This window comes from Micromonospora sp. NPDC048909, assembly GCF_040649635.1.
Classification (GTDB): Bacteria; Actinomycetota; Actinomycetes; order Mycobacteriales; family Micromonosporaceae; genus Micromonospora.
Genome location: NZ_JBEZFU010000003.1, coordinates 287,575 through 307,423 on the forward strand (window position 1 = coordinate 287,575; position 19,849 = coordinate 307,423).

The 19,849-nt window shown below is 74.0% G+C and carries 20 protein-coding genes; 13 read left to right on the forward strand and 7 right to left on the reverse strand.

Translation table 11 applies throughout. The features are described from left to right. Window positions 1-22: 22 nt before the first annotated feature. From hisN to aroA, 3 genes are read right to left on the reverse strand one after another with little or no spacing between them, the layout of a single operon-like run. The gene (gene hisN, locus AB0C04_RS10670; protein ID WP_357051424.1) at window positions 23-841 is read right to left on the reverse strand and encodes a histidinol-phosphatase; all 819 of its coding nucleotides are present in this window, start codon (window positions 839-841) and stop codon (window positions 23-25) included. Between the two features lie 28 nt (window positions 842-869). Next, window positions 870-2,006, reverse strand: coding sequence for a ribosome small subunit-dependent GTPase A (gene rsgA, locus AB0C04_RS10675; RefSeq protein ID WP_357051427.1), 1,137 nt, complete (start codon window positions 2,004-2,006; stop codon window positions 870-872). Then, window positions 1,976-3,277, reverse strand: coding sequence for a 3-phosphoshikimate 1-carboxyvinyltransferase (gene aroA, locus AB0C04_RS10680; protein WP_357051430.1), 1,302 nt, complete (start codon window positions 3,275-3,277; stop codon window positions 1,976-1,978). The genes rsgA and aroA overlap by 31 nt, the downstream gene beginning before the upstream one ends. A 102-nt stretch (window positions 3,278-3,379) precedes the next feature. On the opposite strand from aroA, the gene AB0C04_RS10685 reads away from it, so the two are divergent. From AB0C04_RS10685 to rsrA, 5 genes are all read left to right on the forward strand, one after another. Next, window positions 3,380-4,087 carry an SOS response-associated peptidase gene (locus AB0C04_RS10685; RefSeq protein ID WP_357051432.1) on the forward strand — a complete coding sequence of 236 codons (708 nt, stop codon included), beginning with the start codon at window positions 3,380-3,382 and terminating at the stop codon, window positions 4,085-4,087. Between the two features lie 198 nt (window positions 4,088-4,285). Then, a complete protein-coding gene (locus AB0C04_RS10690; RefSeq protein ID WP_357051435.1) occupies window positions 4,286-4,678 on the forward strand; it encodes a WhiB family transcriptional regulator in 393 nt (130 codons plus the stop codon). Between the two features lie 130 nt (window positions 4,679-4,808). Next, window positions 4,809-5,426, forward strand: coding sequence for an alpha/beta family hydrolase (locus AB0C04_RS10695; RefSeq protein ID WP_357051438.1), 618 nt, complete (start codon window positions 4,809-4,811; stop codon window positions 5,424-5,426). 347 nt (window positions 5,427-5,773) lie between these two features. Continuing rightward, window positions 5,774-6,592 carry a sigma-70 family RNA polymerase sigma factor gene (locus AB0C04_RS10700; protein ID WP_357051441.1) on the forward strand — a complete coding sequence of 273 codons (819 nt, stop codon included), beginning with the start codon at window positions 5,774-5,776 and terminating at the stop codon, window positions 6,590-6,592. A gap of 1 nt (window position 6,593) precedes the next feature. Beyond that, the gene (gene rsrA, locus AB0C04_RS10705; RefSeq protein WP_350871639.1) at window positions 6,594-6,881 is read left to right on the forward strand and encodes a mycothiol system anti-sigma-R factor; all 288 of its coding nucleotides are present in this window, start codon (window positions 6,594-6,596) and stop codon (window positions 6,879-6,881) included. 120 nt (window positions 6,882-7,001) lie between these two features. Here the strand turns inward: rsrA and AB0C04_RS10710 are convergent, their stop codons facing one another. After that, window positions 7,002-7,133 (reverse strand): hypothetical protein, encoded by a 132-nt coding sequence (locus AB0C04_RS10710; protein WP_357051444.1) that lies wholly within the window; start codon window positions 7,131-7,133, stop codon window positions 7,002-7,004. A gap of 163 nt (window positions 7,134-7,296) precedes the next feature. On the opposite strand from AB0C04_RS10710, the gene AB0C04_RS10715 reads away from it, so the two are divergent. Together AB0C04_RS10715 and AB0C04_RS10720 are read left to right on the forward strand one after the other, a co-directional pair. Beyond that, window positions 7,297-7,518, forward strand: a complete 222-nt coding sequence (locus AB0C04_RS10715; protein WP_357051447.1) for a biotin/lipoyl-binding carrier protein — start codon at window positions 7,297-7,299, stop codon at window positions 7,516-7,518. Beyond that, window positions 7,515-8,021, forward strand: coding sequence for a GNAT family N-acetyltransferase (locus AB0C04_RS10720; RefSeq protein WP_357051450.1), 507 nt, complete (start codon window positions 7,515-7,517; stop codon window positions 8,019-8,021). Before AB0C04_RS10715 ends, AB0C04_RS10720 begins: the two co-directional genes overlap by 4 nt. A 70-nt stretch (window positions 8,022-8,091) precedes the next feature. On the opposite strand, the gene AB0C04_RS10725 is transcribed toward AB0C04_RS10720, so the two are convergent. Beyond that, window positions 8,092-8,676: a helix-turn-helix domain-containing protein gene (locus tag AB0C04_RS10725; RefSeq protein WP_357051453.1), complete on the reverse strand. Its 585-nt coding sequence runs from the start codon at window positions 8,674-8,676 to the stop codon at window positions 8,092-8,094. 112 nt (window positions 8,677-8,788) lie between these two features. Between AB0C04_RS10725 and AB0C04_RS10730 the strand changes: the two genes are divergently transcribed. Then, on the forward strand, window positions 8,789-10,372 hold the full coding sequence (locus tag AB0C04_RS10730) for an MDR family MFS transporter (protein ID WP_357051456.1): 1,584 nt from the start codon (window positions 8,789-8,791) through the stop codon (window positions 10,370-10,372). A gap of 96 nt (window positions 10,373-10,468) precedes the next feature. Here the strand turns inward: AB0C04_RS10730 and AB0C04_RS10735 are convergent, their stop codons facing one another. Beyond that, on the reverse strand, window positions 10,469-12,319 hold the full coding sequence (locus tag AB0C04_RS10735) for a tetratricopeptide repeat protein (protein ID WP_357051459.1): 1,851 nt from the start codon (window positions 12,317-12,319) through the stop codon (window positions 10,469-10,471). A gap of 192 nt (window positions 12,320-12,511) precedes the next feature. On the opposite strand from AB0C04_RS10735, the gene AB0C04_RS10740 reads away from it, so the two are divergent. Together AB0C04_RS10740 and AB0C04_RS10745 are read left to right on the forward strand one after the other, a co-directional pair. Beyond that, window positions 12,512-13,543 carry an SIS domain-containing protein gene (locus AB0C04_RS10740; RefSeq protein WP_357052228.1) on the forward strand — a complete coding sequence of 344 codons (1,032 nt, stop codon included), beginning with the start codon at window positions 12,512-12,514 and terminating at the stop codon, window positions 13,541-13,543. A gap of 25 nt (window positions 13,544-13,568) precedes the next feature. Further along, a complete protein-coding gene (locus tag AB0C04_RS10745) occupies window positions 13,569-15,164 on the forward strand; it encodes a histidine kinase N-terminal domain-containing protein (RefSeq protein ID WP_357051462.1) in 1,596 nt (531 codons plus the stop codon). A gap of 156 nt (window positions 15,165-15,320) precedes the next feature. Here AB0C04_RS10745 and AB0C04_RS10750 read toward each other — a convergent pair whose 3' ends face one another. After that, complete coding sequence (locus AB0C04_RS10750; protein ID WP_357052231.1) at window positions 15,321-16,775, reverse strand: glycosyltransferase family 39 protein; 1,455 nt, start codon at window positions 16,773-16,775, stop codon at window positions 15,321-15,323. A gap of 416 nt (window positions 16,776-17,191) precedes the next feature. Between AB0C04_RS10750 and AB0C04_RS10755 the strand changes: the two genes are divergently transcribed. Genes AB0C04_RS10755 through AB0C04_RS10765 form a run of 3 tightly spaced genes read left to right on the forward strand, consistent with a single transcriptional unit; the run spans window position 17,192 to window position 19,820 of the window. Continuing rightward, window positions 17,192-18,904, forward strand: coding sequence for a nitrite/sulfite reductase (locus AB0C04_RS10755; RefSeq protein ID WP_357051465.1), 1,713 nt, complete (start codon window positions 17,192-17,194; stop codon window positions 18,902-18,904). Further along, the gene (locus AB0C04_RS10760) at window positions 18,901-19,062 is read left to right on the forward strand and encodes a hypothetical protein (RefSeq protein ID WP_357051468.1); all 162 of its coding nucleotides are present in this window, start codon (window positions 18,901-18,903) and stop codon (window positions 19,060-19,062) included. The genes AB0C04_RS10755 and AB0C04_RS10760 overlap by 4 nt, the downstream gene beginning before the upstream one ends. Next, window positions 19,059-19,820, forward strand: coding sequence for a phosphoadenylyl-sulfate reductase (locus AB0C04_RS10765; RefSeq protein ID WP_357051471.1), 762 nt, complete (start codon window positions 19,059-19,061; stop codon window positions 19,818-19,820). Before AB0C04_RS10760 ends, AB0C04_RS10765 begins: the two co-directional genes overlap by 4 nt. Window positions 19,821-19,849: the final 29 nt, after the last annotated feature.

Below are 19,849 nucleotides of genomic sequence, written 5' to 3' on the forward strand. Positions count from 1 at the left end.
CGAGGATAGAGGTTGCTGAGGGTCAGTGCTCGGCTGGCCGAGCCAGTCGAGCCAGGATGTCGGCGTGCAGCGCACCGTTGCTCGCCAGCGCGCTGTGCTCGGTGTCCGGGCCCGCGACCGGGGCGGACGCGCCGGTCAGGTCGGTGACGACGCCGCCCGCCTCGGTCACGATCGGCACCAGCGCGGCGATGTCCCAGAGCGACAGCTCCGGCTCCACCATCACGTCGAGTGCCCCCTCGGCCAGCAGCATGTAACCGTAGAAGTCGCCGTACGCCCGGCTGCGCCAGCACTCCCGCATCAGGCCGAGCATCGCGTCCAGCCGCCCGGCCGCCTCCCACCCGGTCAGCGACGAGTAGCAGAAGCTGGCGTCGGCGAGGCGCCGCACCGCGGAGACCCGGATCGGCTCGCCGCCGGCCTGGTCCGGCCCGGCCCACGCCCCCGACCCGCTCGCGGCCCACCAGCGGCGGCCCAGCGCCGGCGCGGAGACCAGCCCGAGCACCGGGCGGTCCCCCTCCAGCAGCGCGATCAGGGTGGCCCAGACCGGCACCCCCCGGACGAAGTTCTTGGTGCCGTCGATCGGGTCGACCACCCAGCGCCGGCCGTCCGGCCCGGTCGCCGGCTGCGCGCCGTACTCCTCGCCGAGCAGCCCGTCGGCCGGGCGGTGCTCGGCCAGCAGCGCGCGGATCTCCCGCTCCACCGCGGTGTCCGCGTCGGAGACCGGGGTGAGGTCGGGCTTCGACTCCACCCGTAGGTCCAGGGCGCGAAAGCGGGCCGTCGAGACGGCGTCGGCGGCGTCGGCGAGCCGGTGGGCGAGGTCGAGGTCCGCGGCGTACCCGGTCATGCTGGCAACCTAGCCGACGCCCGCCGGATCACTCGTCCGGCCCGCGCCGGTCGCCCTCGCCGGGTCCGCGCTGGTCGGCGTCGCCGCGCGGGTCGTCGCCGGCCCGGGAGGACAGCAGCCGGCGGTACGAGGCCAGCCGGCGCGGGTCGGCCTTGCCAGCCGCCACCCAGGCGTCCAGCCCGCAGTCCGGCGCGTCGGTGGTGTGCGGACAGTTGGCCGGGCAGTCCACCGTCCCCTCGACCAGGTCGGGGAAGCCGTGCAGGAGGCTGTCCGCGGAGACGTGCGCCAGCCCGAAGCTGCGGACCCCCGGGGTGTCGATGATCCAGGCCGGGTCGTCGTCCCCGCCGGACGCGGGCGGCAGCCAGAGCGCGACCGCGCTGGTCGAGGTGTGCCGTCCCCGGCCGATCGCGCTGACCGTGCCGACCGCCCGGGCCGCGTCCGGGACGAGTCGGTTGACCAGCGTCGACTTGCCCACCCCGGAGTGCCCGACCAGCACCGAGATCCGCCCCGCGAGCAGCGCCCGCAGGGCGGCCAGGTCCGAATCCGGGCGGATCAGCACGTACGGCAGCTCCAGCTCGGTGTAGTAGTCGAGCACCGCCTCCGGCCCGGCCAGGTCAGCCTTGGTGAGGCAGAGCAGCGGCTCGACGTCCGCGTCGTACGCGGCCACCAGGCAGCGGTCGATGAAGCCGGTGCGCGGCGGCGGGTCGGCCAGCGCGCTGACGATCACCAACTGGTCGGCGTTGGCCACCACCACCCGCTCCAGCCGGCCCTCGGGGGTCGTCGCGTCGTCCTCGGCGGTGCGGCGCAGGACGGAGCGTCGCTCGGCGATCCGGACGATCCGGGCCAGCGCCCCGGCCGCACCGGAGGTGTCCCCGACCAGCCCCACCCGGTCGCCGACCACCACCGACTTGCGGCCCAGCTCGCGGGCGCGCATCGCGGTCACCGTCGGGGTGGGCGCGTCGCCGAGCACGCAGGTGTAGCGCCCGCGGTCGACGGCGATGACGAAGCCGTCCACCGCGTCGGCGTGCAACGGGCGGGTCCGGGTACGCGGGCGCGACGACTTGCCGGGCCGGACCCGCACGTCGTCCTCGTCGTACTCCCGCCGTTTGGTCGCCAGGACCACCCTCCGTCGCGTCAGCTCTTGCCGGTCACCATCGCTGACCATAGTGCCGGGAACTCGGGCATCGTCTTCGAGGTACACGCCACGTCGTCCAGCTCGACGCCGGGCACGGCCAGCCCGGCCACCGCGGCGGCGTGCGCCATCCGGTGGTCGGCGTAGGTGCGGAACGTCCCGCCGCGCAGCGGGCGCGGCCGGATCTCCAGCCCGTCACGGGACTCGGTGAGGTCGGCGCCGAGCGCGGCGAACTCCCGCGCCAGCGCGGCGATGCGGTCGGTCTCGTGGCCGCGGATGTGCGCCACCCCGGAGAACCGGGACGGCGAGTCGGCCAGCATCGCCAGCGCGGTCAGCGCCGGGGTCAGCTCGCTGACGTCGGAGAGGTCGGCCTCGATGCCGTGCACCGCGCCGGTGCCCCGTACGGTCAGCCCGGTGGTGGTGAGGGTCACCTCGCCGCCCATCTGCTGCAGCAGCGTGCGGAGCCGCTCGAGGGGCTGGGCGCTGCTGTGCGGCCAACCCTGGAGCGTCACCTCGCCACCGGTCACCAGGGCGGCGGCGAAGAACGGCACCGCGCCGGAGAGGTCCGGCTCGATCTCCCAGCCGCGCCCGGTGAGCGGACCGGGCTCGACGGCCCAGACGTCGGGCGTGGTGTCGTCGACCGCCGCGCCGGCGGCCCGCAGCATCTGCACGGTCATCCGCAGGTGCGGTGCGGACGGGACCGGCGGGCCGACGTGCCGGACCACCACCCCGCGGTCGAAGCGCGGCGCGGCCAGCAGCAGGCCGGAGACGAGCTGGCTGGAGGCGGAGGCGTCGATCACCACCTCGCCGCCGACGACCCGACCGGCGCCGAGCACGGTCAGCGGCAGGCTGTCGGCGCCGGCGACGTCGATGCGGACCCCGAGCGAGCGCAGCGCGCCGATCAGCGGGCCGAGCGGCCTGGTCCGGGCGTGCGGGTCGCCGTCGAAGGTGATCTGCCCGTCGGCCAGGCCGGCCACCGGCGGGACGAAGCGCATCACCGTGCCGGCCAGGCCGACGTCGACGTGCGCCGGGCCGACCAGCCGGTGCGGCCGGACCAGCCAACGGTCGTCGTCGCTGATCGACATGTGCGCGCCCATCGCGCGCAGGCCGGCGGCCATCAGCTCGGTGTCCCGCGCGCGCAGCGGCCCGGCGAGCGTCGACGGACCGCTGGCCAACGCGCTGAGCACCAGCGCGCGGGCGGTCATCGACTTGGAGCCGGGCAGGCGCAGCGTGACCGCGACCGGGTCGGAGGCGGTCGGTGCGGTCCACGGCTGAAGCGGCCGCGTCGCGGTCAGATTCCCCACGGTTACATTCTGCCGTGTCGGGCCGGGGGTGGCGGCGGCCGGTGACCCGACTCCCGGTTGGCGGGACACCCGACACCCCGTCCGGCGGGTTAGCGTGTGGGCATGTGCGGCAGGTACGCGACGACCCGGAGCGCGGGTGAGCTGAGCGCGCTCTTCGAGGCGTACGACGAGACCGAGGGCCGGCTCGGGCCGGACCACAACGTCGCACCCACCGACCCCGTTCCGCTGGTCCGGGTGTCGAGCGAGGGGCACCGCGTCCTCTCCGTGGGCCGCTGGGGCTTTCTGCCGCACTGGGCGCGCAGCGCCGCCGGCGCCGCCCGCATGATCAACGCGCGTGCCGAGACGGTGGCCACCAGCCGGGCTTACGCGGGCGCCTTCGCCCGTCGCCGCTGCCTGGTGCCGGCCGACGGCTGGTACGAGTGGGTCCGCTCGCCGGGCGGCCGGCAGGCCTACTACATGACGCCGCTGGACTCCTCGGTGCTCGCCTTCGCCGGCATCTGGTCGCTGTGGGGCACCGGCGACCAGGCGTTGCTCACCGTCAGCGTGCTGACCACCGCCGCGGTCGGCGAGCTGGCCGAGGTGCACGACCGGATGCCGGTGCTGCTCCCGCACGACCGCTGGGCCCCGTGGCTGGCGGCGACCGACGATGCGGAGTCGCTGCTCGCACCGCCGGCCCCCGACTGGCTCGCCGGGCTGGAGGTCCGTCCGGTCGGCCCGGCGGTCGGCGACGTCCGCAACGACGGCCCGCAGTTGGTCGAGCGGGTGCCGGTGGCTCCGGCCGCCGTCGCGAAGGATCTGACGCTCTTCTGATTACCTTCCGCGCATATACGCGTGCCGATTTGCCAGGGTTCCGGGTGAAACGTCGCCTGACCGTTCAGCCATCTTCGCGGTAGCCCCTTGTGACCGTGCGCATAAGTGCGATAGAACACAGCGCCGGTGGTGAGTGTCGATTCGCAGGGGGCGGACGACGCCCATCGATCTTGCCGGTCCCACGGGGGAGGTGGGTGGATGACACGGGCGCGTATGCCCCGCCCGCATGAGGTGGCCGCCGCACGACGAGATCCGCGACTGCTCCGCGCACTGCGCGAGCGGCGCGAGGACGACGCGTGGCGGACCAGAGGAACCTGTCAGTCGGTCGATCCGGAGACGTTCTTTCCGGCGCCGAACGAGCCCGCCGACGCCGCGGTCGCACTCTGCCGCAGCTGCGAGGTGCAGGGCTCCTGTCTGGCCTGGGCGCTGGAGGTCGGTGACTGCCACGGCGTCTGGGGCGGCACCACGCCGCGCGAACGTCGGGCCATGCTGGTCGCCTGGCGCGGCGAGGTCCAGCCGGATCCGGACGCCGTGGACGAGCCCGGTCCGCCGGTGCGAGATCAACTGCTCACTCTGGTGCCGCTGAGCTGACCGAGGCCGCACGAGGCGCCCGGCCGGGTGCGTCGCGGCCGACGAGTCAGGGTGGTCGGTGATTCGGCGACGATGCGCAATCGGCGGCGGTTCCGGCCGTGCGTCGGCGGGCGGGGCGCAGAATGGGCCGGTGCACAGCAGCGACGAGATCGGCACCCCGCGCGGGCCGGCCCGCACCGAGACCGATCTGCCGGCCGGGCCGGCGACCGCGCTGCTGGTGCTCGGGCACGGCGCGGGCGGCGGGGTGGACGCGCCGGACCTGCTCGCGGTCCGGGACGCGGCGGTGGCCGTCGGCGTCGCGGTGGTGCGGGTGACCCAGCCGTACCGGGTCGCCGGTCGGCGCGCGCCCGCGCCCGCCGGGCACCTGGACGAGGCGTGGACGGCGGTGCTGGCCGCGCTGCGGGACCGGCACGCCGACGTACCCACGTTGCTCGTCGGCGGGCGCTCCAGTGGGGCCCGGGTGGCCTGCCGCACGGCCGCTGCGACCGGCGCGGCGGGGATCGTCGCGCTGGCCTTCCCGCTGCACCCGCCGGGCCGCCCGGAGCGCTCCCGGGCGGCGGAGCTGTCGACCGGTCTGCCGACCCTGGTGGTCAACGGTGACCGGGATCCGTTCGGGGTGCCCGACCCGGGTCCGGGGGTGACCGTGGTCACCCGCCCCGGTGAGGGGCACGACCTGCGCAAGGACCCGACCGGCACGGCGGCGGTGGTGCGGGACTGGCTGCGCGGGCAGGGCTGGGCGGCGGCCTGACCGCTCGGCCGGGGCCATGGCGTGCCGGGGCCCGACCCACGCCAGCACGGGCCGGCCTACCGCTCGGCCGGCGCTGGCGTGGCGACTTCGCTGGAGCGGACCAGCGGGCCCGCCGCGCCGGGCGGCCCGTTTCCGGCGGCCGCGCCGGGTCGTTGCATCGGATGGTGCCGGCGCCCGGTTCGGGCGGCGGAACCATCCTCCCAGGCCCTTCCTGGTCCCAGCGCCGGCACCGCCGACGCCGGGGCCAGGAAAGGGGTGGCCGGCGGAAAAGGACGGCGGTCCGGAATGCTCCGCCCGGCGTCGGGCGTTACTACCCCCGGACGACTTTTCTGGCGGAGGGGGGACCGGTGCAGACCGAGACACGGAGCCGGGAACGGGACGATCGGGACGCGCGGCAACTGCGCCAGTTGCTGACCGCCCCGGAGTGGCCCGCCACGGCGGAGCGGGGTGCTACGGGTGCGGTGAGCACCAGCACACCGGCCGGAACTGAATCTGTGGGCAGGTCCGTACGCGTATCCTCGGCGGGAAAGCATCCGACGCGAGGGGATGTGCGGTTGACCACCGAAAAGACCGACGAGCGCAGGGCCCGCTTCGAGCGGGACGCGATGCCATTCGTCGATCAGCTCTACGCTGCCGGGCTGCGGATGACACGCAACCCGGCGGATGCCGAGGATCTGGTCCAGGAGACCTACCTGAAGGCGTACGCCGCCTTCCACCAGTTCGAGCAGGGCACCAACCTGAAGGCCTGGCTCTACCGGATCCTGACCAACACCTACATCAACTCCTACCGGCGTCGGCAGCGGCAGCCGGTGCAGGCGCCGACCGACGAGATCACCGACTGGCAGCTCGCCGAGGCTGAGTCGCACACCTCCAGCGGGCTGCGTTCGGCCGAGACCGAGGCGCTGGACCGGCTGCCGGACAGCGACGTCAAGGAGGCCCTCCAGCAGCTGCCGGAGGAGTTCCGGATGGCCGTCTACCTGACCGACGTCGAGGGCTTCTCCTACAAGGAGGTCGCCGACATCATGGGCACGCCGATCGGCACGGTGATGTCGCGGCTGCACCGCGGACGGCGTAATCTGCGCAAGCTGTTGGAGCAGTACGCCAGGGAGCGCGGTTTCTCCGCCTCCACCAAGGGCTCGACCGCTCCCGCCGGCCGGGAGGTGTGACGTGAGCTGTGGAGAGCCGCACGAGACCGACTGCCGCGAGGTGCTCGCGGAGGTCTACCTCTACCTCGACCTGGAGTGCGCCGACGAGCGGCGCACGCTGATCCGCCACCACCTCGACGAGTGCGGGCACTGCCTGCGCGAGTACGGCCTCGAGCAGGAGGTCAAGGCGCTGGTGGCGCGGTGCTGCGGCAACGAGACCGCGCCCGACGAGCTGCGCGAGCGGCTCCGCGTGCGACTGACCGAGCTGGTGGTCTTCGAGAGCAGCGAGTCGCGCGAACTGGCCGACTGAGGCCGGTCGCCGAACGACCGACACACGCCGGTGGCCCGGGTCGATCCGACCCGGGCCACCGGCGTACCCGGCCACGGCCGGATGGGCTGACTGTCGTCGACGGGCGTGGCCCGCGCGAGGTCAGGAGTTGGGGCGCTTGCCGTGGTTCGCGCCGCTCTTCTTGCGGGCCTTCTTCTTCCGGGCCTTCTTCGCCATGGTGACCTCCTCGTGAAATGTCGGATCCGGCTGCGCACGACCTCGGCGCCGGCGCACGCACCGGCCCGCCCGGCACCGGGGTCCGACCCGTTGATGCTAGTTGGGCCGCCGCCGGCCGTACCGCGCCGGGGCGTCGTCGGCATGCGGCCGGTCGCTCCGCGCCCGCGGGCCGTCGCCGCATGATTGGATACGTCGGCAGGTAACCGCGAGAGGGAGGGCCGTGCAGATGGCCGAGGAGATCCGCGCCGAGATGGTGGCGAACGTCTGGAAGGTCGTCGCGTCGGCCGGGGACACCGTGTCCGAGGGGGACACCCTGGTGATCCTGGAGTCGATGAAGATGGAGATCCCTGTCGTCGCCGAGTCCGACGGTGTCGTGCAGCAGCTCGCGGTCAACGAGGGCGACGTGGTGCAGGACGGCGACCTGATCGCGGTGATCGGTTGAGCGGCCTGCTGGTCCGCCCGGCGGTCCCGGCCGACTTCCCGGCGATCGCCCGACTGACCGTGGCCGCGTACGAGGCGGACGGGCAGCTCAAGGGCGAGCACGGCTACGGCACGGTGCTCGCCGACGTGGCGACCCGGGCGGAGCACGGTGAGGTGCTGGTCGCCGTGGACGAGGCCGGCGCGGTGCTCGGCTCGGTCACCTTCGTGCTGCCGGGCAGCCGGTTCGCCGAGCTGTCCCGCCCCGGTGAGGCGGAGTTCCGCATGCTCGCCGTCGACCCGGCCGCCCAGGGGCGGGGTGTCGGCGCGGCGCTGGCCCGGGCCTGCGTCGCCCGGGCGACCGAGCTGGGCTGCTCGGCCGTGGTGATCTGCGTACGCAGCGGGATGGCCCAGACGGCCCACCAGCTCTACGCCCGGCTCGGCTTCGTGCGCGCCCCGGAGAAGGACTGGGCGCCGGTGCCCGGGGTGGAGCTGCTCGGCCTGCGACTGGAGCTGACCGCGGCCTGATCCTGACGCTGGCCGGGCCTGAACCGGGCCCCGGTCGGGTCGGCCTGGTCCTGGTCGCCGGCCGGCTGGCTCAGCCCTGCTCGGCGTCGGCCGGTGTGCCGATCGAGGCGAGCAACTCGTCGGCCACCTCCAGGGCGATCTTCCGCCGCTCCGCGTCGGTGATGTGCGGCGTCCGGACGGCGAACCAGCTGCTGTGCACGGCGAAGAGCGAGAGCGCGGCGCGCAGCTGGGCGCTCGGGGAGTCGTCGCCCCGGCAGAGCTGGTTGGCCAGCTTCATCATCCGGCCGCGCATCTGCTGCCCGGCGGTGAGGCTCTTGAGCACGGTCTGGTTCTGCTCGAAGAAGCGCATCACGGAGGGCTGGTCATCGGCGAACATCTCGTCGGCGTAGCGGGCGATCAGGGTCCGGCGGGTCTCCCGGGTGGCCGGCTGGGACTCGGCCCAGGCGACGAGCCCGTCGATCCGCTCCAGCCGGTCGTCGACGAAGCTGGTGACGATCTCGTCCTTGCTCTTGAAGTGGTAGTAGAGCGCGGCCTTCGTCACGTTCAGCCGCTCGGCGATCTCCCGTAGCGAGGTCTTCTCGTACCCCTGCTCGGTGAAGAGCTCAAGCGCGACGGCCTTGATGCGCTCACGCGTGCCGCCTGTGCTCTCCCTCACCCGTACCACCCAATTCGCTTGACCATGGTTGCCTCACCAACTTACCGTGCGGCTAGTAAGGAAACTAGCCGGGCGGCAAGTAAGCAAGCCGCTCCTCGGGGGGAGCTTACCCATGACTCAGGCAACCCAGGCTGTCGCGCGACCCAACGTCCGGGTGGTGCTCTTCGGCCTGATGATCGCGATGATGCTCGCGATGCTCGACAACATGATCGTCAGCACCGCGCTGCCACGGATCGTCAACGAATTCGGCGGCCTGAGCCACTTCACGTGGGTGGTCACCGCGTACGTGCTCGGCACCACGGTCTCCACCCCGATCTGGGGCAAGCTCGGCGACCTCTACGGTCGCAAGTCGGTCTTCCTCACCTCGGTCGGCCTCTTCCTGCTCGGCTCCGCGCTCTGCGGCATGGCCGGCTCCGGGTTCCTCGGCGGTCCGTCCGACGGCATGGTCCAGCTGATCGCCTTCCGGGCGGTGCAGGGCCTCGGCGCCGGCGGTCTGATGGTCGGCGTGATGGCGATCATCGGGGACCTGGTCCCGCCCCGTGAGCGGGGCCGCTACCAGGGCATGATCGCCGGCATCATGGCCATCGCCATGGTGGCCGGGCCGCTGGTCGGTGGGTTCATCACCGATCACCTCTCCTGGCGCTGGGCGTTCTACGTGAACCTGCCCCTCGGCGGTGTCGCGCTGGTGCTGCTGATCACGACGATGCACCTGCCGAAGTACCGCACCGAGCACCGGATCGACTGGCTGGGCGCCGCGCTGCTCTCGGTCGGCATCACCGCGATCGTGCTGATCACCACCTGGGGCGGCAACGAGTACGACTGGGTCTCCGGTCAGATCATCGGCCTGGCCGCGCTCGCCCTGGTCACCCTGATCGCCTTCGGCCTCGTCGAGCGACGGGCACCCGAGCCGATCCTGCCGCTGGGCCTCTTCGCCAACCGGAACTTCGCGTTGATCTCGGTGATCGGCTTCCTGCTCGGCTTCGCGATGTTCGGCGCGATGAACTTCCTGCCGCTGTACCAGCAGACGGTGCAGGGCGCCTCCGCCACCAACAGCGGCCTGCTGCTGCTTCCGTTGATGTTCGGCATGCTGGTGGTCTCGCTGGTGATCGGCCGGGCGATCACCAGAACGGGTCGCTACCGGGCGTACCCGATCATCGGCGGCGTGGTGATGGCCGCCGGCATGGGGCTGCTGACCATGCTCGACGTGAACACCAGCAAGGTCGAGTCGTCGATCTTCATGTTCGTCCTCGGCGTCGGCATGGGCTTCCTCATGCAGACCACGATGCTGATCGCGCAGAACAGCGTGGAGCAGAAGGACCTGGGCGCGGCGAGCGGCGCGGCCACCTTCTTCCGCTCGATCGGCGGCTCGTTCGGTATCTCGCTCTTCGGCGCGATCTTCGCCAACCGGCTGGCCGACTCGGCCGCGGGCGGCGCGTTCAGCGGCGGCGGCGAGGGCGGCGCGATGGATCTGGCGCAGCTCAAGCGGCTGCCCGCCCAGGCCCGTGAGCTGGTGCTCGGCGGCCTCGCCGACGCGATCTCGCACGTCTTCCTCTGGGCGGTGCTCTTCACCGTCGCGCTGCCGGTGCTCGCCTGGTTCATCAAGGAGATCCCGCTGCGCACCGCCAACGGGCCAGCCCCCCAGGCCACCCCGGAAGAGCAGGCCGAAACCGCCCTGGCCAAGGCCCCCGTCGCCTAACCCAACCCCCACCCACCCCCAACCGCCCCCCGCTCGACCTCGGTGATCAAGAGGTTCGCGTCAGGAGTCCGGCCTCCGGTGACGCGAACCTCTTGATCACTGGGGCGTGGGGGGTGTGCGGTGGCGGCGGAGGGGAGTGGTGAGGCGGCGCCAGAGGCGGGCCAGAGGGGTGCGGGGGCGGGGGAGGGTCGGTCGCGCGCCGAGCAGTTCGGTGGCGAGGGCGGCGGTCGCGCCGTCCAACGTCGGAGTGGCCAGGGCCAGGTGGGCCAGCGAGGTGGCGAGCGGCATCGGACGGGTCCGGGCCACCGCCGCCGCGTCGGCCAGCCGGTCGGCCACCACTGCGGCCACGTCGGGGCGTACCGCCGGGTCGACCCAGGCGGCGGTGACCAGGGCGAAGAGCGCGGCCTCGGTGATCCAGTCCTCGACACCCCAGACCAGGTCCAGCAGCACCCGGCGCCGGGTGGAGTCGTCCCACGGCTCGTCGGTGCGATGGTGCAGCAGGCCGAGGCAGGCCCACACCTGTACACCGCGGACCCAGAGCGTCGGGTCCTGCCCGCCGAGCACCCGGCCGACCGCGGTGGCCGGCGGCTCGGGCGGGTGCACGAGCAGCCCGAGCAGATCCGTCAGGTCGAGGGTGGCCAGGCCGACCGCGGCGTCGTAGGCGGCCGGTGGATGCGGCCAGGCCGGGTGCACGAGCTGCCGGATCCGGTCGGCGGCCGCCGCCGAGGGGGCGGGGATCGCGGGAGCGGCGACCGTGCCCTGGTAGTGCCAGAGCTGCCGGGTGCCGGCCCGCCGCGGCTCGCGGGCGTCCGGCTCGACGACTCCGGCCACCTCGATCCGCATCCCCGGCACGGCCGTCTCGGCCGTGCGCATCGCGCTCGGCGGGGCCAGGGTCGGCAGGTGTACGGCCGCGCCGACGCCCCCGTGGTCGTCGGCGACGGCCAGCCGCAGCGCCTCGACCACCGGCCCGGCGGCAGGGGTGACCTGCCCGAGCCAGGGCCGGCTCCGGCAGGACTCGGCCAGATCGCCGTGCTCGTGCGTGTCGTCCGGGTGGTCCCGGACGAAGTCGGCGAGCGCGATCAGATGCGCCACGTCGCCGTCGCGCCGGTAGCGCAGCCGGTGCGCGGTGTGCACGGCGCAGTCGAAGGACGGGTCGCGGGCCAGCGCCCGCTCGATCCAGTCCAGCGCCTCGTCGAGTTGGCCGATGTCGGCCAGGGTGCCGGCGATGTCGGCGTAGACCGCGAGGTCGTCGGGGTCGTGCCCGACCGCCCGGCCGAGCGCCGCCAGCGCCTCCCGGGTCCGCCCGGCGCTGCGGTACGCGTACCCGAGCCAGACCTCGCCGATCTTGGACGGCTGCGCCCGTACGCCCCGACTGGCCCAGCGGATCGCCAGCGCGACCTCGCCGAGCCGCCGGGCCAGCGCGGACGCCGCGCCCAGCAGCAGGCCGTGCTCGGGATGGACGGTGACCGCGTTGCGGGCCAACGTGAGGTACGCGACCACCGCCGGCCGGCCGGCGCGCGGCACCGGGTCGGGCACCGCGGCGCAGACCTGCATGAGCAACTGCGCGGCGTGCTCCGGCGCGAGCCGTTCGGCCAGCTCGGGCGCGGTCACCCAGGGCACCCCGGCCCAGTCGGTCTGCGGCGCGTAGCCGGTCGCCGCGACGAGCAGCTCGAGCCCCTCGGCCGGGTGCCCCGCGGCGGCGAGCAGGTGGGCGCGGGCGACCACGGCGCCGACGAAGGTGTGGTGGGACAGCGGGAAGAGGTCGACGCCCCCGCCGGCGGCCGTGGCGAGCCGGGCCAGCGTCTCGTGCACCTCAGGCAGGGTCGGCGCCTGCGCCAGCGCGCCGGCCACGTGCCCGGCGGCGTGGTCCAGCTCGCCCTCGTCGATCGCCAGCCGGGCCATGGCGAGCTCCTCCGCCGCGGAGAGCGCGCGGTCTTCCTCGGGCACGGCGTCCTCTCGTCGGGTGCGGTGGGCGGGGTCGAGTCGAGCCAGCCTAGGTGATGGCGGGCCGATTGGGTGATCAAATGCGCACTACTGTTCGTTCGATTGCTGAGATCGAGCCAAAGGTGCAAGACTGAGCAGCAAACGCGCGGCAACCGCGCACAGGGAGGAGCTTCCGTGACGCGTGCAGGGGCCGGAATGGCCGCCGACATCGACGAGCAGCCGGCCGGATACGAGCGGCTCCTCTCCACCGAGCACGCCGCCGAGATCGCCCGGGTGGCGGCGGTCATCGCCGAGCGTCGGCCGCGGCACGTGGTCTTCACCGCCCGAGGCACCTCCGACCACGCGGCGCTCTACGCCGCCTACCTCACCGAGATCCGGCTCGGCCTGCCCGCCGGGCTCGCCTCGCCGAGCGCGGTCACCGTCTACGGCGCCCGGCCCGACCTCTCCGACGCGCTGGTCGTCGGGGTCAGCCAGAGCGGCGGCTCACCGGACCTGACCGAGGTGCTGCGGGTGGCCCGGGCCTCCGGCGCGCTCACCCTCGCCATCACCAACGCGCCGGAGTCGCCGCTGACGGCCGCCGCCGAGCTGAGCGTGGACATCGCCGCCGGTCACGAGCGGGCGGTGGCGGCCACCAAGACGTACACGGCCGAACTGCTCGCCCTGCTCATGCTCGTCGAGGGGATCCGGGCCGGCGACGGGGCGTTGCCGGTCGAGGAGCGCGAGGCGCTCGCCGCGCTGCCCGAGCTGGCCGCCCGCACCCTGGCCGACCCCACCCCGGCGCAGCTGGCGCCCCGCTACCGGTTCGCCGCCCAGCTGGTCACCACCGGCCGCGGCTACGCCTACCCGACCGCGCGGGAGGCGGCACTCAAGCTGATGGAGACCTCCTACCTGCCGGCGCTCGCCTTCTCCGGCGCCGACCTGCTGCACGGCCCGCTCGCCATGACGGACCCGGACGTGCCGGTGCTCGCGGTGGTCGGCTCCGGGCCCGGTGGCCGATCGATGGGGGAGGTGCTGCCCCGGCTCGGTGAGCGCCGCGCCGACGTGGTGGTGGTCGGCTCGGCCGACGTCGAGGGGGCCACCCGGATCGCCGTCCCCGAGGTCGACGAGCGGTACGCCCCGCTGCTGGACATCCTGCCGCTGCAGCGGCTGGCGATGGCGTTGGCGCTGACCCGGGGCGAGGATCCGGACGCGCCGCGCGGGCTCAAGAAGGTCACCGCGACGATGTGAGGCGCGGCGTGGCACGCTGGTCAGCGTGTCCACGCTGCGCGACCTCGCCGAGGAGCACACCCACCTCCGTCCGGCGGACATCGACCACCTGCACCGGATAGCCGGCGACTGGCAGCTCCTCTCCGACCTGTCCTTCGCCGACCTGTTGCTCTGGGTGCCGGTGGACGCCGACGGCACGTTCCTCTGCGTCGCCCAGGTCCGCCCGACGACCGCGCCGACCGCGTACCAGGACGACCAGGTGGGCCGGATCGTCGGCGGGCCGGAGGTCGCGCACCTGGAGGTGGCGTACCGGCAGGGCCGGATCTGGCGAGAGGGCGACCCGGTCTGGTACGGCGACGTGCCGGCCCGGCACGAGGCGATCCCGGTCCGGCTGCGCGCCGCCGACGGGGAGGCCAGCGAGGTGATCGCGGTGGTCGGCCGGGACACCAACCTCTCCACCGCGCGTACCCCCAGCCAGCTGGAGCTGAACTACCTGACCACGGCCGACGACCTGGCCCAGATGATCGCCGACGGGACCTTCCCGCCGCCGCGGCACCCGGGGGAGACCACCTCCGCCCCCCGGGTCGGCGACGGCCTGGTCCGGCTGGACGCGAACGGCAAGGTCACCTACGCCAGCCCGAACGCCCAGTCGGCGTACCGGCGGCTGGGCTACGCCGCGCACCTGGTGGGCGAGGATCTGGCCGCGCTGCACCGCCGACTCGCCGGGGATCCGCTCGAGGGGACCGACGCGGCGAACGCGATCCTGGCCGCGCTGCGCGGTGACGCCCCGCCCCGCCGGGAGATCGACGCCCGCGGCGCCACCATGCTCACCCGGGCCCTGCCGCTGATGCCGGCCGGCGTGCCGATCGGCGCGCTGGTGCTGGTCCGGGACATCACCGAGGTACGCCGTCGCGACCGCGCCCTGATCACCAAGGACGCCACCATCCGGGAGATCCATCACCGGGTGAAGAACAACCTCCAGACGGTCGCCGCGCTGCTGCGCCTGCAGGCCCGCCGGGTCTCCATGCCGGAGGCCCGGGTCGCGCTGGAGGAGTCGGTACGCCGGGTCGCCTCGATCGCGCTGGTGCACGAGACGCTCTCCATGTCGAGCGACGAGGCGGTCGAGTTCGACGGCATCGTCGATCGGGTGGCCAGCGCGGCGACCGAGGTGGCGGCCACCGAGGTCTCCGTCGGCATGCGCCGCAAGGGGAGCTTCGGGGTGCTGCCCGCGGAGATCGCCACCTCGCTGGTGATGGTCCTCAACGAGCTGCTGCTCAACGCCGTCGAGCACGGCTTCCCGCCCTCGGACGCGGACGACGCGGCCGGCGGGCCGCTGGCCACCGAGCCGGCGCTCGGCGGGCCGGCCTCCGATGGGCCGCCTGCGGCGCGGCCGGAGGTGGTGGTCGCGGCGCACCGCTTCCGCAAGCAGCTGCACGTCTCGGTGACCGACAACGGCCGTGGCCTGCCCACCGGCTTCGACGCCGAACGGGGCGGAAACCTCGGGCTGCAGATCGTCCGGGCGCTGGTCACCGGGGAGCTGCGCGGCACCATCGAGCTGCGCGACGGCAGCACCGGCGGCACCGAGGCGATGATCGTCGTACCGCTGGCCCGGACCGCCCCGGACGGCCGCTCCGGCAGCTGACCTCCACGCTCCGGGTCTCCCGATCAGCGTGATACCTCTGCGGCATGAATATGCCGCAGAGGTATCACCCTGAACGAGCCGGGCACTCGGGAGCGCGACACGCCGCAACGCCGCATGTGCTCCGAGGCGTCGAAGGCGCCGAGCGGCCGGCGGCGGTCAGCGGGTGAGCAGGGCGACGGTCAGACCGGGGCGCTGCCAGACCTGCTCGACGGCGAAGCCGTTCCGCAGCGCGGCCCCCTTCGCGCCGGGCACCGCGGCGACCGGGTCGGGGCGCCGGCCGGCGACCACCAACCAGACCCGGGGCACGCCGCCCAGGCACTCGGCGGGCCGGTCGCACTCGGTCGCCCAGAGGCTGCCCCGACGGGCCTGCCCCTCGACCAGCAGCGCGTCCCGGGGACGCCGGTCGGGCAGCTGGTAGTCCAGCCCGAGGTCGAGGAAGAGCCAGCTGTCCCGGGGCGAGTAGACCACCGCGTCGCCGGGGCGCTGTCCGGCGGCGACGATCCGGGCCACCCCCCGGTAGTCGACCGGGGCGCTGCGCGGCCACTCGTGGGTGTGCCGCAGCGCGGTCTGGTCCGGCAGGCCGAGCAGCCCGGCCAGGGCCAGCACGGCGAGCCCGCCGGGCAGCGGCACCGCCGCCAGCGCCGCTGCGGCCAGCACGCAGCCGAACGGTACGACGAACACCAGGTAGCGGGGCACCCAGATCGGTACGCCCAGGCCGGCGGCGAAGAGTAGCAGGACCGGTAACAGCACCGCGCACCCGGGTAGCAGGGCGCGCCAGCCCAGCCGCGCGGCGCCGAGCGCGGCGAGCCCGACCAGCAGCCCACCCACCACGCTGCTCTGCGCGACCCCGCCCGGCAGCGCGATCAGATCGGCCGGCCGGACGAGGTCCACCCAGTTCAGCTGCCTGCCCCGTTGGCTCCGGGCGGCCAACGCGAGCGGGGCGGTCAGCAGCAGCGCCGGCAGTACGGCCGGCAGCCACCACCACCGCCCGTCCCGCCCGCGGCCCGGCCCGCCCTGCCCGCCGGCCGGGTCGGCGGGGGCGAGGCCGGCGCGGCGGGCGGCGAGTACCGCGACCGCGTGCGCGGCGAGCAGGGTGAGGGCGATCAGGTGGGTCAGCCCGAGCGCGGCGAGGGCGGCGGCGTATCCGGCCCAGCGGGCCCAGCCCGGGCGCCGCAGCGCGTCGACCAGCAGCAGGGTGGCGAGTACGGCGAAGAAGGTGGCCAGCGCGTACGGCCGGGCCTCCTGGGCGTACCGGGAGGTGCCGGGCAGCACCGCGAAGAGCAGGCCGGCGAGCAGGCCGACGCGGGCCCCGGCGAGCCGTTGGCCGAGCAGCGCGGTCAGCGCCGCGGCTCCCGTCATGGCCAGCACCGACGGCGCCCGCAGCGCGACCACCGAGTCCCCGGCCAGCGCCACCCAGCCGTGCATGAGCAGGTAGTACGGCCCGGTCGCCGCGTCGATGGTGCCGGCCAGCCGGACCAGGTCGCCGACCGACCGGGTGGCCGCGCTCCAGGTGGCCAGCTCGTCCCGCCAGAGCTGGGCGCGGCCCAGCTCGACCCCGGTGACCAGCAGGGTCAGCAGCGCCGGCGCCAACCAGACCGTCGCGCCCCGCAGCCCCGAGGACCGGCTCGCTCCGCCTCCGGCCGGGGTTGCCCGATGCGACCTATCGGACAATCCACCCACAGGGCCGAGCCTCGCACACGCTCCGGCGCGCCGGGGCGGGAGCAGGCGTACCGAGGTCGGCCCGTGATGTGGGATCCGGCACCCACTCATTGGCCGGCACCCATGGGGTGTGGCAGCATGGCGAGCATGACCGCCGCCGTCGTACGTCGCTTCGTGGCCCGTCGCCACGTCGACTACGGCCGCGTGCGCAGCGCCATCTGTCCGGCCAACTGACGACGCCCGACAAATCTGTCTCGGGCGCGCTCCGCGCCGGCCCTCTCGACACCGTTGTCCCGAGCCCGCTCTGACGGGCCGGCCGCCGCGCCCGCGTACCCACCGAGGCTCAGCAGACAACGGAGGACGCCGCGATGGCGGTCAGCAGCATTCCAGCCCGGTCCGACGACCCGACGACGCGTTCCGCCCGGGCACCGCGTCGTGCCCGGGGCGAGGGGCAGTGGGCGCTCGGCCACCGCGAGCCGCTCAACCCCAACGAGCGGATCAAGAAGGACGACAACCCGCTCAACGTCCGGGCCCGGATCGAGAACATCTACGCCCACCGGGGCTTCGCCTCCATCGATCCGCAGGACCTGCGCGGCCGGTTCCGCTGGTGGGGTCTCTACACCCAGCGCAAGGCGGGCATCGACGGCGGGCGCACCGCCGTGCTCGAGCCGCACGAGCTGGAGGACGAGTACTTCATGCTCCGGGTCCGGGTGGACGGTGGCCAACTGTCCCTCGCCCAGCTGCGGACCATCGCCGACATCTCGCGGGAGTTCGCCCGGGACACCGCCGACATCACCGACCGGCAGAACATCCAGCTGCACTGGATCCGGGTCGAGGACGTGCCCGAGATCTGGCGCCGGCTGGAGGCGGTCGGCCTGGAGACCACCGAGGCCTGCGGTGACTGCCCCCGGATCGTGCTGGGCAGCCCGGTCGCCGGGGTGGCCGAGACGGAGCTGATCGACCCGACGCCGGCGATCGACGAGATCGTCCGTCGCTACGTGGGCGACCCGGAGTACTCGAACCTGCCGCGCAAGTTCAAGTCGACCATCTCCTGGCAGGCGGACACCCCGTACCAGGCGAACGACATCGCGTTCCTCGGCGTGGACCACCCCGAGCACGGCCCCGGCTTCGACCTCTGGGTCGGCGGCGGCCTCGCCACCAACCCGATGCTCGCCCAGCGGCTGGGTGTCTGGGTGCCGCTGGCCGAGGTGCCGGACGTCTGGGTGGGTGTGGTCGGCATCTTCCGCGACTACGGCTACCGCCGGCTGCGCAACCGGGCCCGGTTGAAGTTCCTGGTCGCGGACTGGGGCGTGGAGAAGTTCCGGGAGGTGCTGGAGAAGGAGTACCTGGGCCGGGCGCTGCTCGACGGTCCGGCCCCGGAGCTGCCCGAGCGGCCGATCGACCACATCGGTGTGCACCGGCAGCGGGACGGCCGCAACTACGTCGGGGCCGCCCCGGTGGTCGGCCGGGTCTCCGGCGGGCAGCTCGCGAAGCTGGCCGACGCGGTGCAGGCGCACGGCAGCGACCGGATCCGGCTCACTCCGTACCAGAAGCTGCTGGTGCTGGACGTCGCGCCGGAGCGGACCGAGTCGCTGGTCGGTGCGCTGCGCGAGATCGGCCTGGAGGCCCGGCCGTCGGCCTGGCGGCGCGGCACCATGGCCTGCACCGGCATCGAGTTCTGCAAGCTCGCGATCGTCGAGACCAAGGCGCGGGGCGAGGAGTTGGTGGCCCGCCTGGAGCAGCGGCTGCGCGACTTCGACGCGGACATCTCCATCCACCTAAACGGCTGCCCGAACGCCTGCGCCCGCACCCAGGTGGCCGACATCGGCCTCAAGGGTCAGCTGGTGCTCGGCCCGGACGGTCGCCAGGTGGAGGGCTTCCAGGTGCACCTCGGCGGCGGCCTCGGCATGGCCGCCGGGCAGACCTCGGGCTTCGGCCGCAAGCTGCGCGGCCTGAAGACCACCGCCGAGGAGCTTCCGGAGTACGTGGAACGGCTGGCCCGCCGCTATCTGGCCGGCCGGCACGCGGGCGAGCCGTTCGCCCAGTGGGTGATCAGAGTCGACGAGGAGGAACTGCGATGAGCAGCGAGAACCGTGCGGCACCCCTGTACTGCCCGTACTGCGGCGAGGAGGATCTGCGGCCGAGCGAGGCGGGCCACGGCGCCTGGGAGTGCCACGCCTGCGCGCGGGTCTTCACGGTGAAGTTCACCGGTCTGCTCAGCCGGGCGGTGAACCGATGAGCCTCGTGTCGGCGGCGAACCTCGGTCTGGTGGGGACGGTGGGTACGGAGCCCGCCGGCCCGGCCCGGCGGGCTCCGGAGGAGTTGCGCGCGCTGGCCGAGCGGGCCGGCCGGGAACTGGAGGGCGCGCCGGCCCTGGAGATCGCCCGCTGGGCCGCGGAGACCTTCGGCGACCGGTTCTGTGTGACCAGCTCGATGGCGGACGCGGTGCTGGCCCACCTGGTCTCCCGGGTGGCGCCCGGGGTGGACGTCGTCTTCCTCGACACCGGCCTGCATTTCCCCGAGACGCTTCGGGTACGCGACGAGGTGGCTCGGACGCTGCCGGTGAACGTCCGGTCGATCCGGCCCCGGCTGACCGTGGGCCAGCAGGACGGCCAGTACGGGCCGCGGCTGTTCAACAAGTCCCCGGACGACTGCTGCCAGCTGCGCAAGGTGGAGCCGCTGGAGCGGGCGCTGACCGGTTACGACGCGTGGGCCGCCGGGCTGCGCCGGGACGAGTCGCCGACCCGGGCCAACACGCCGGTGGTGACGTTCGACGCGCGACGCGGAAGGGTCAAGGTGAACCCGATCGCGGCCTGGTCACAGGCCGACGTGGACGGCTACATCGCCCGGTGGAACGTGCCGGTCAACGAGCTGTTCAAGCAGGGCTACGGTTCGATCGGCTGCTGGCCGTGCACCCGTCGGACCAAGGCGGGGGAGGACCCGCGGGCCGGCCGGTGGGCGATGTTCGAGAAGACCGAGTGCGGACTGCACGTCTGACCCGGCCGATCCGGCGGGTACCGACCGGG

What these genes read in the sequence shown, in the direction of transcription:
- hisN (WP_357051424.1), bottom strand. Translation starts at nt 841, where the DNA reads ATGACCGGGTACGCCGCGGACCTCGACCTCGCCCACCGGCTCGCCGAC.
- rsgA (WP_357051427.1), bottom strand. Translation starts at nt 2,006, where the DNA reads ATGGTCAGCGATGGTGACCGGCAAGAGCTGACGCGACGGAGGGTGGTC.
- AB0C04_RS10685 (WP_357051432.1), top strand. Translation starts at nt 3,380, where the DNA reads ATGTGCGGCAGGTACGCGACGACCCGGAGCGCGGGTGAGCTGAGCGCG.
- AB0C04_RS10690 (WP_357051435.1), top strand. Translation starts at nt 4,286, where the DNA reads ATGACACGGGCGCGTATGCCCCGCCCGCATGAGGTGGCCGCCGCACGA.
- AB0C04_RS10730 (WP_357051456.1), top strand. Translation starts at nt 8,789, where the DNA reads ATGACTCAGGCAACCCAGGCTGTCGCGCGACCCAACGTCCGGGTGGTG.
- AB0C04_RS10740 (WP_357052228.1), top strand. Translation starts at nt 12,512, where the DNA reads ATGGCCGCCGACATCGACGAGCAGCCGGCCGGATACGAGCGGCTCCTC.
- AB0C04_RS10755 (WP_357051465.1), top strand. Translation starts at nt 17,192, where the DNA reads ATGGCGGTCAGCAGCATTCCAGCCCGGTCCGACGACCCGACGACGCGT.
- AB0C04_RS10760 (WP_357051468.1), top strand. Translation starts at nt 18,901, where the DNA reads ATGAGCAGCGAGAACCGTGCGGCACCCCTGTACTGCCCGTACTGCGGC.
- AB0C04_RS10765 (WP_357051471.1), top strand. Translation starts at nt 19,059, where the DNA reads ATGAGCCTCGTGTCGGCGGCGAACCTCGGTCTGGTGGGGACGGTGGGT.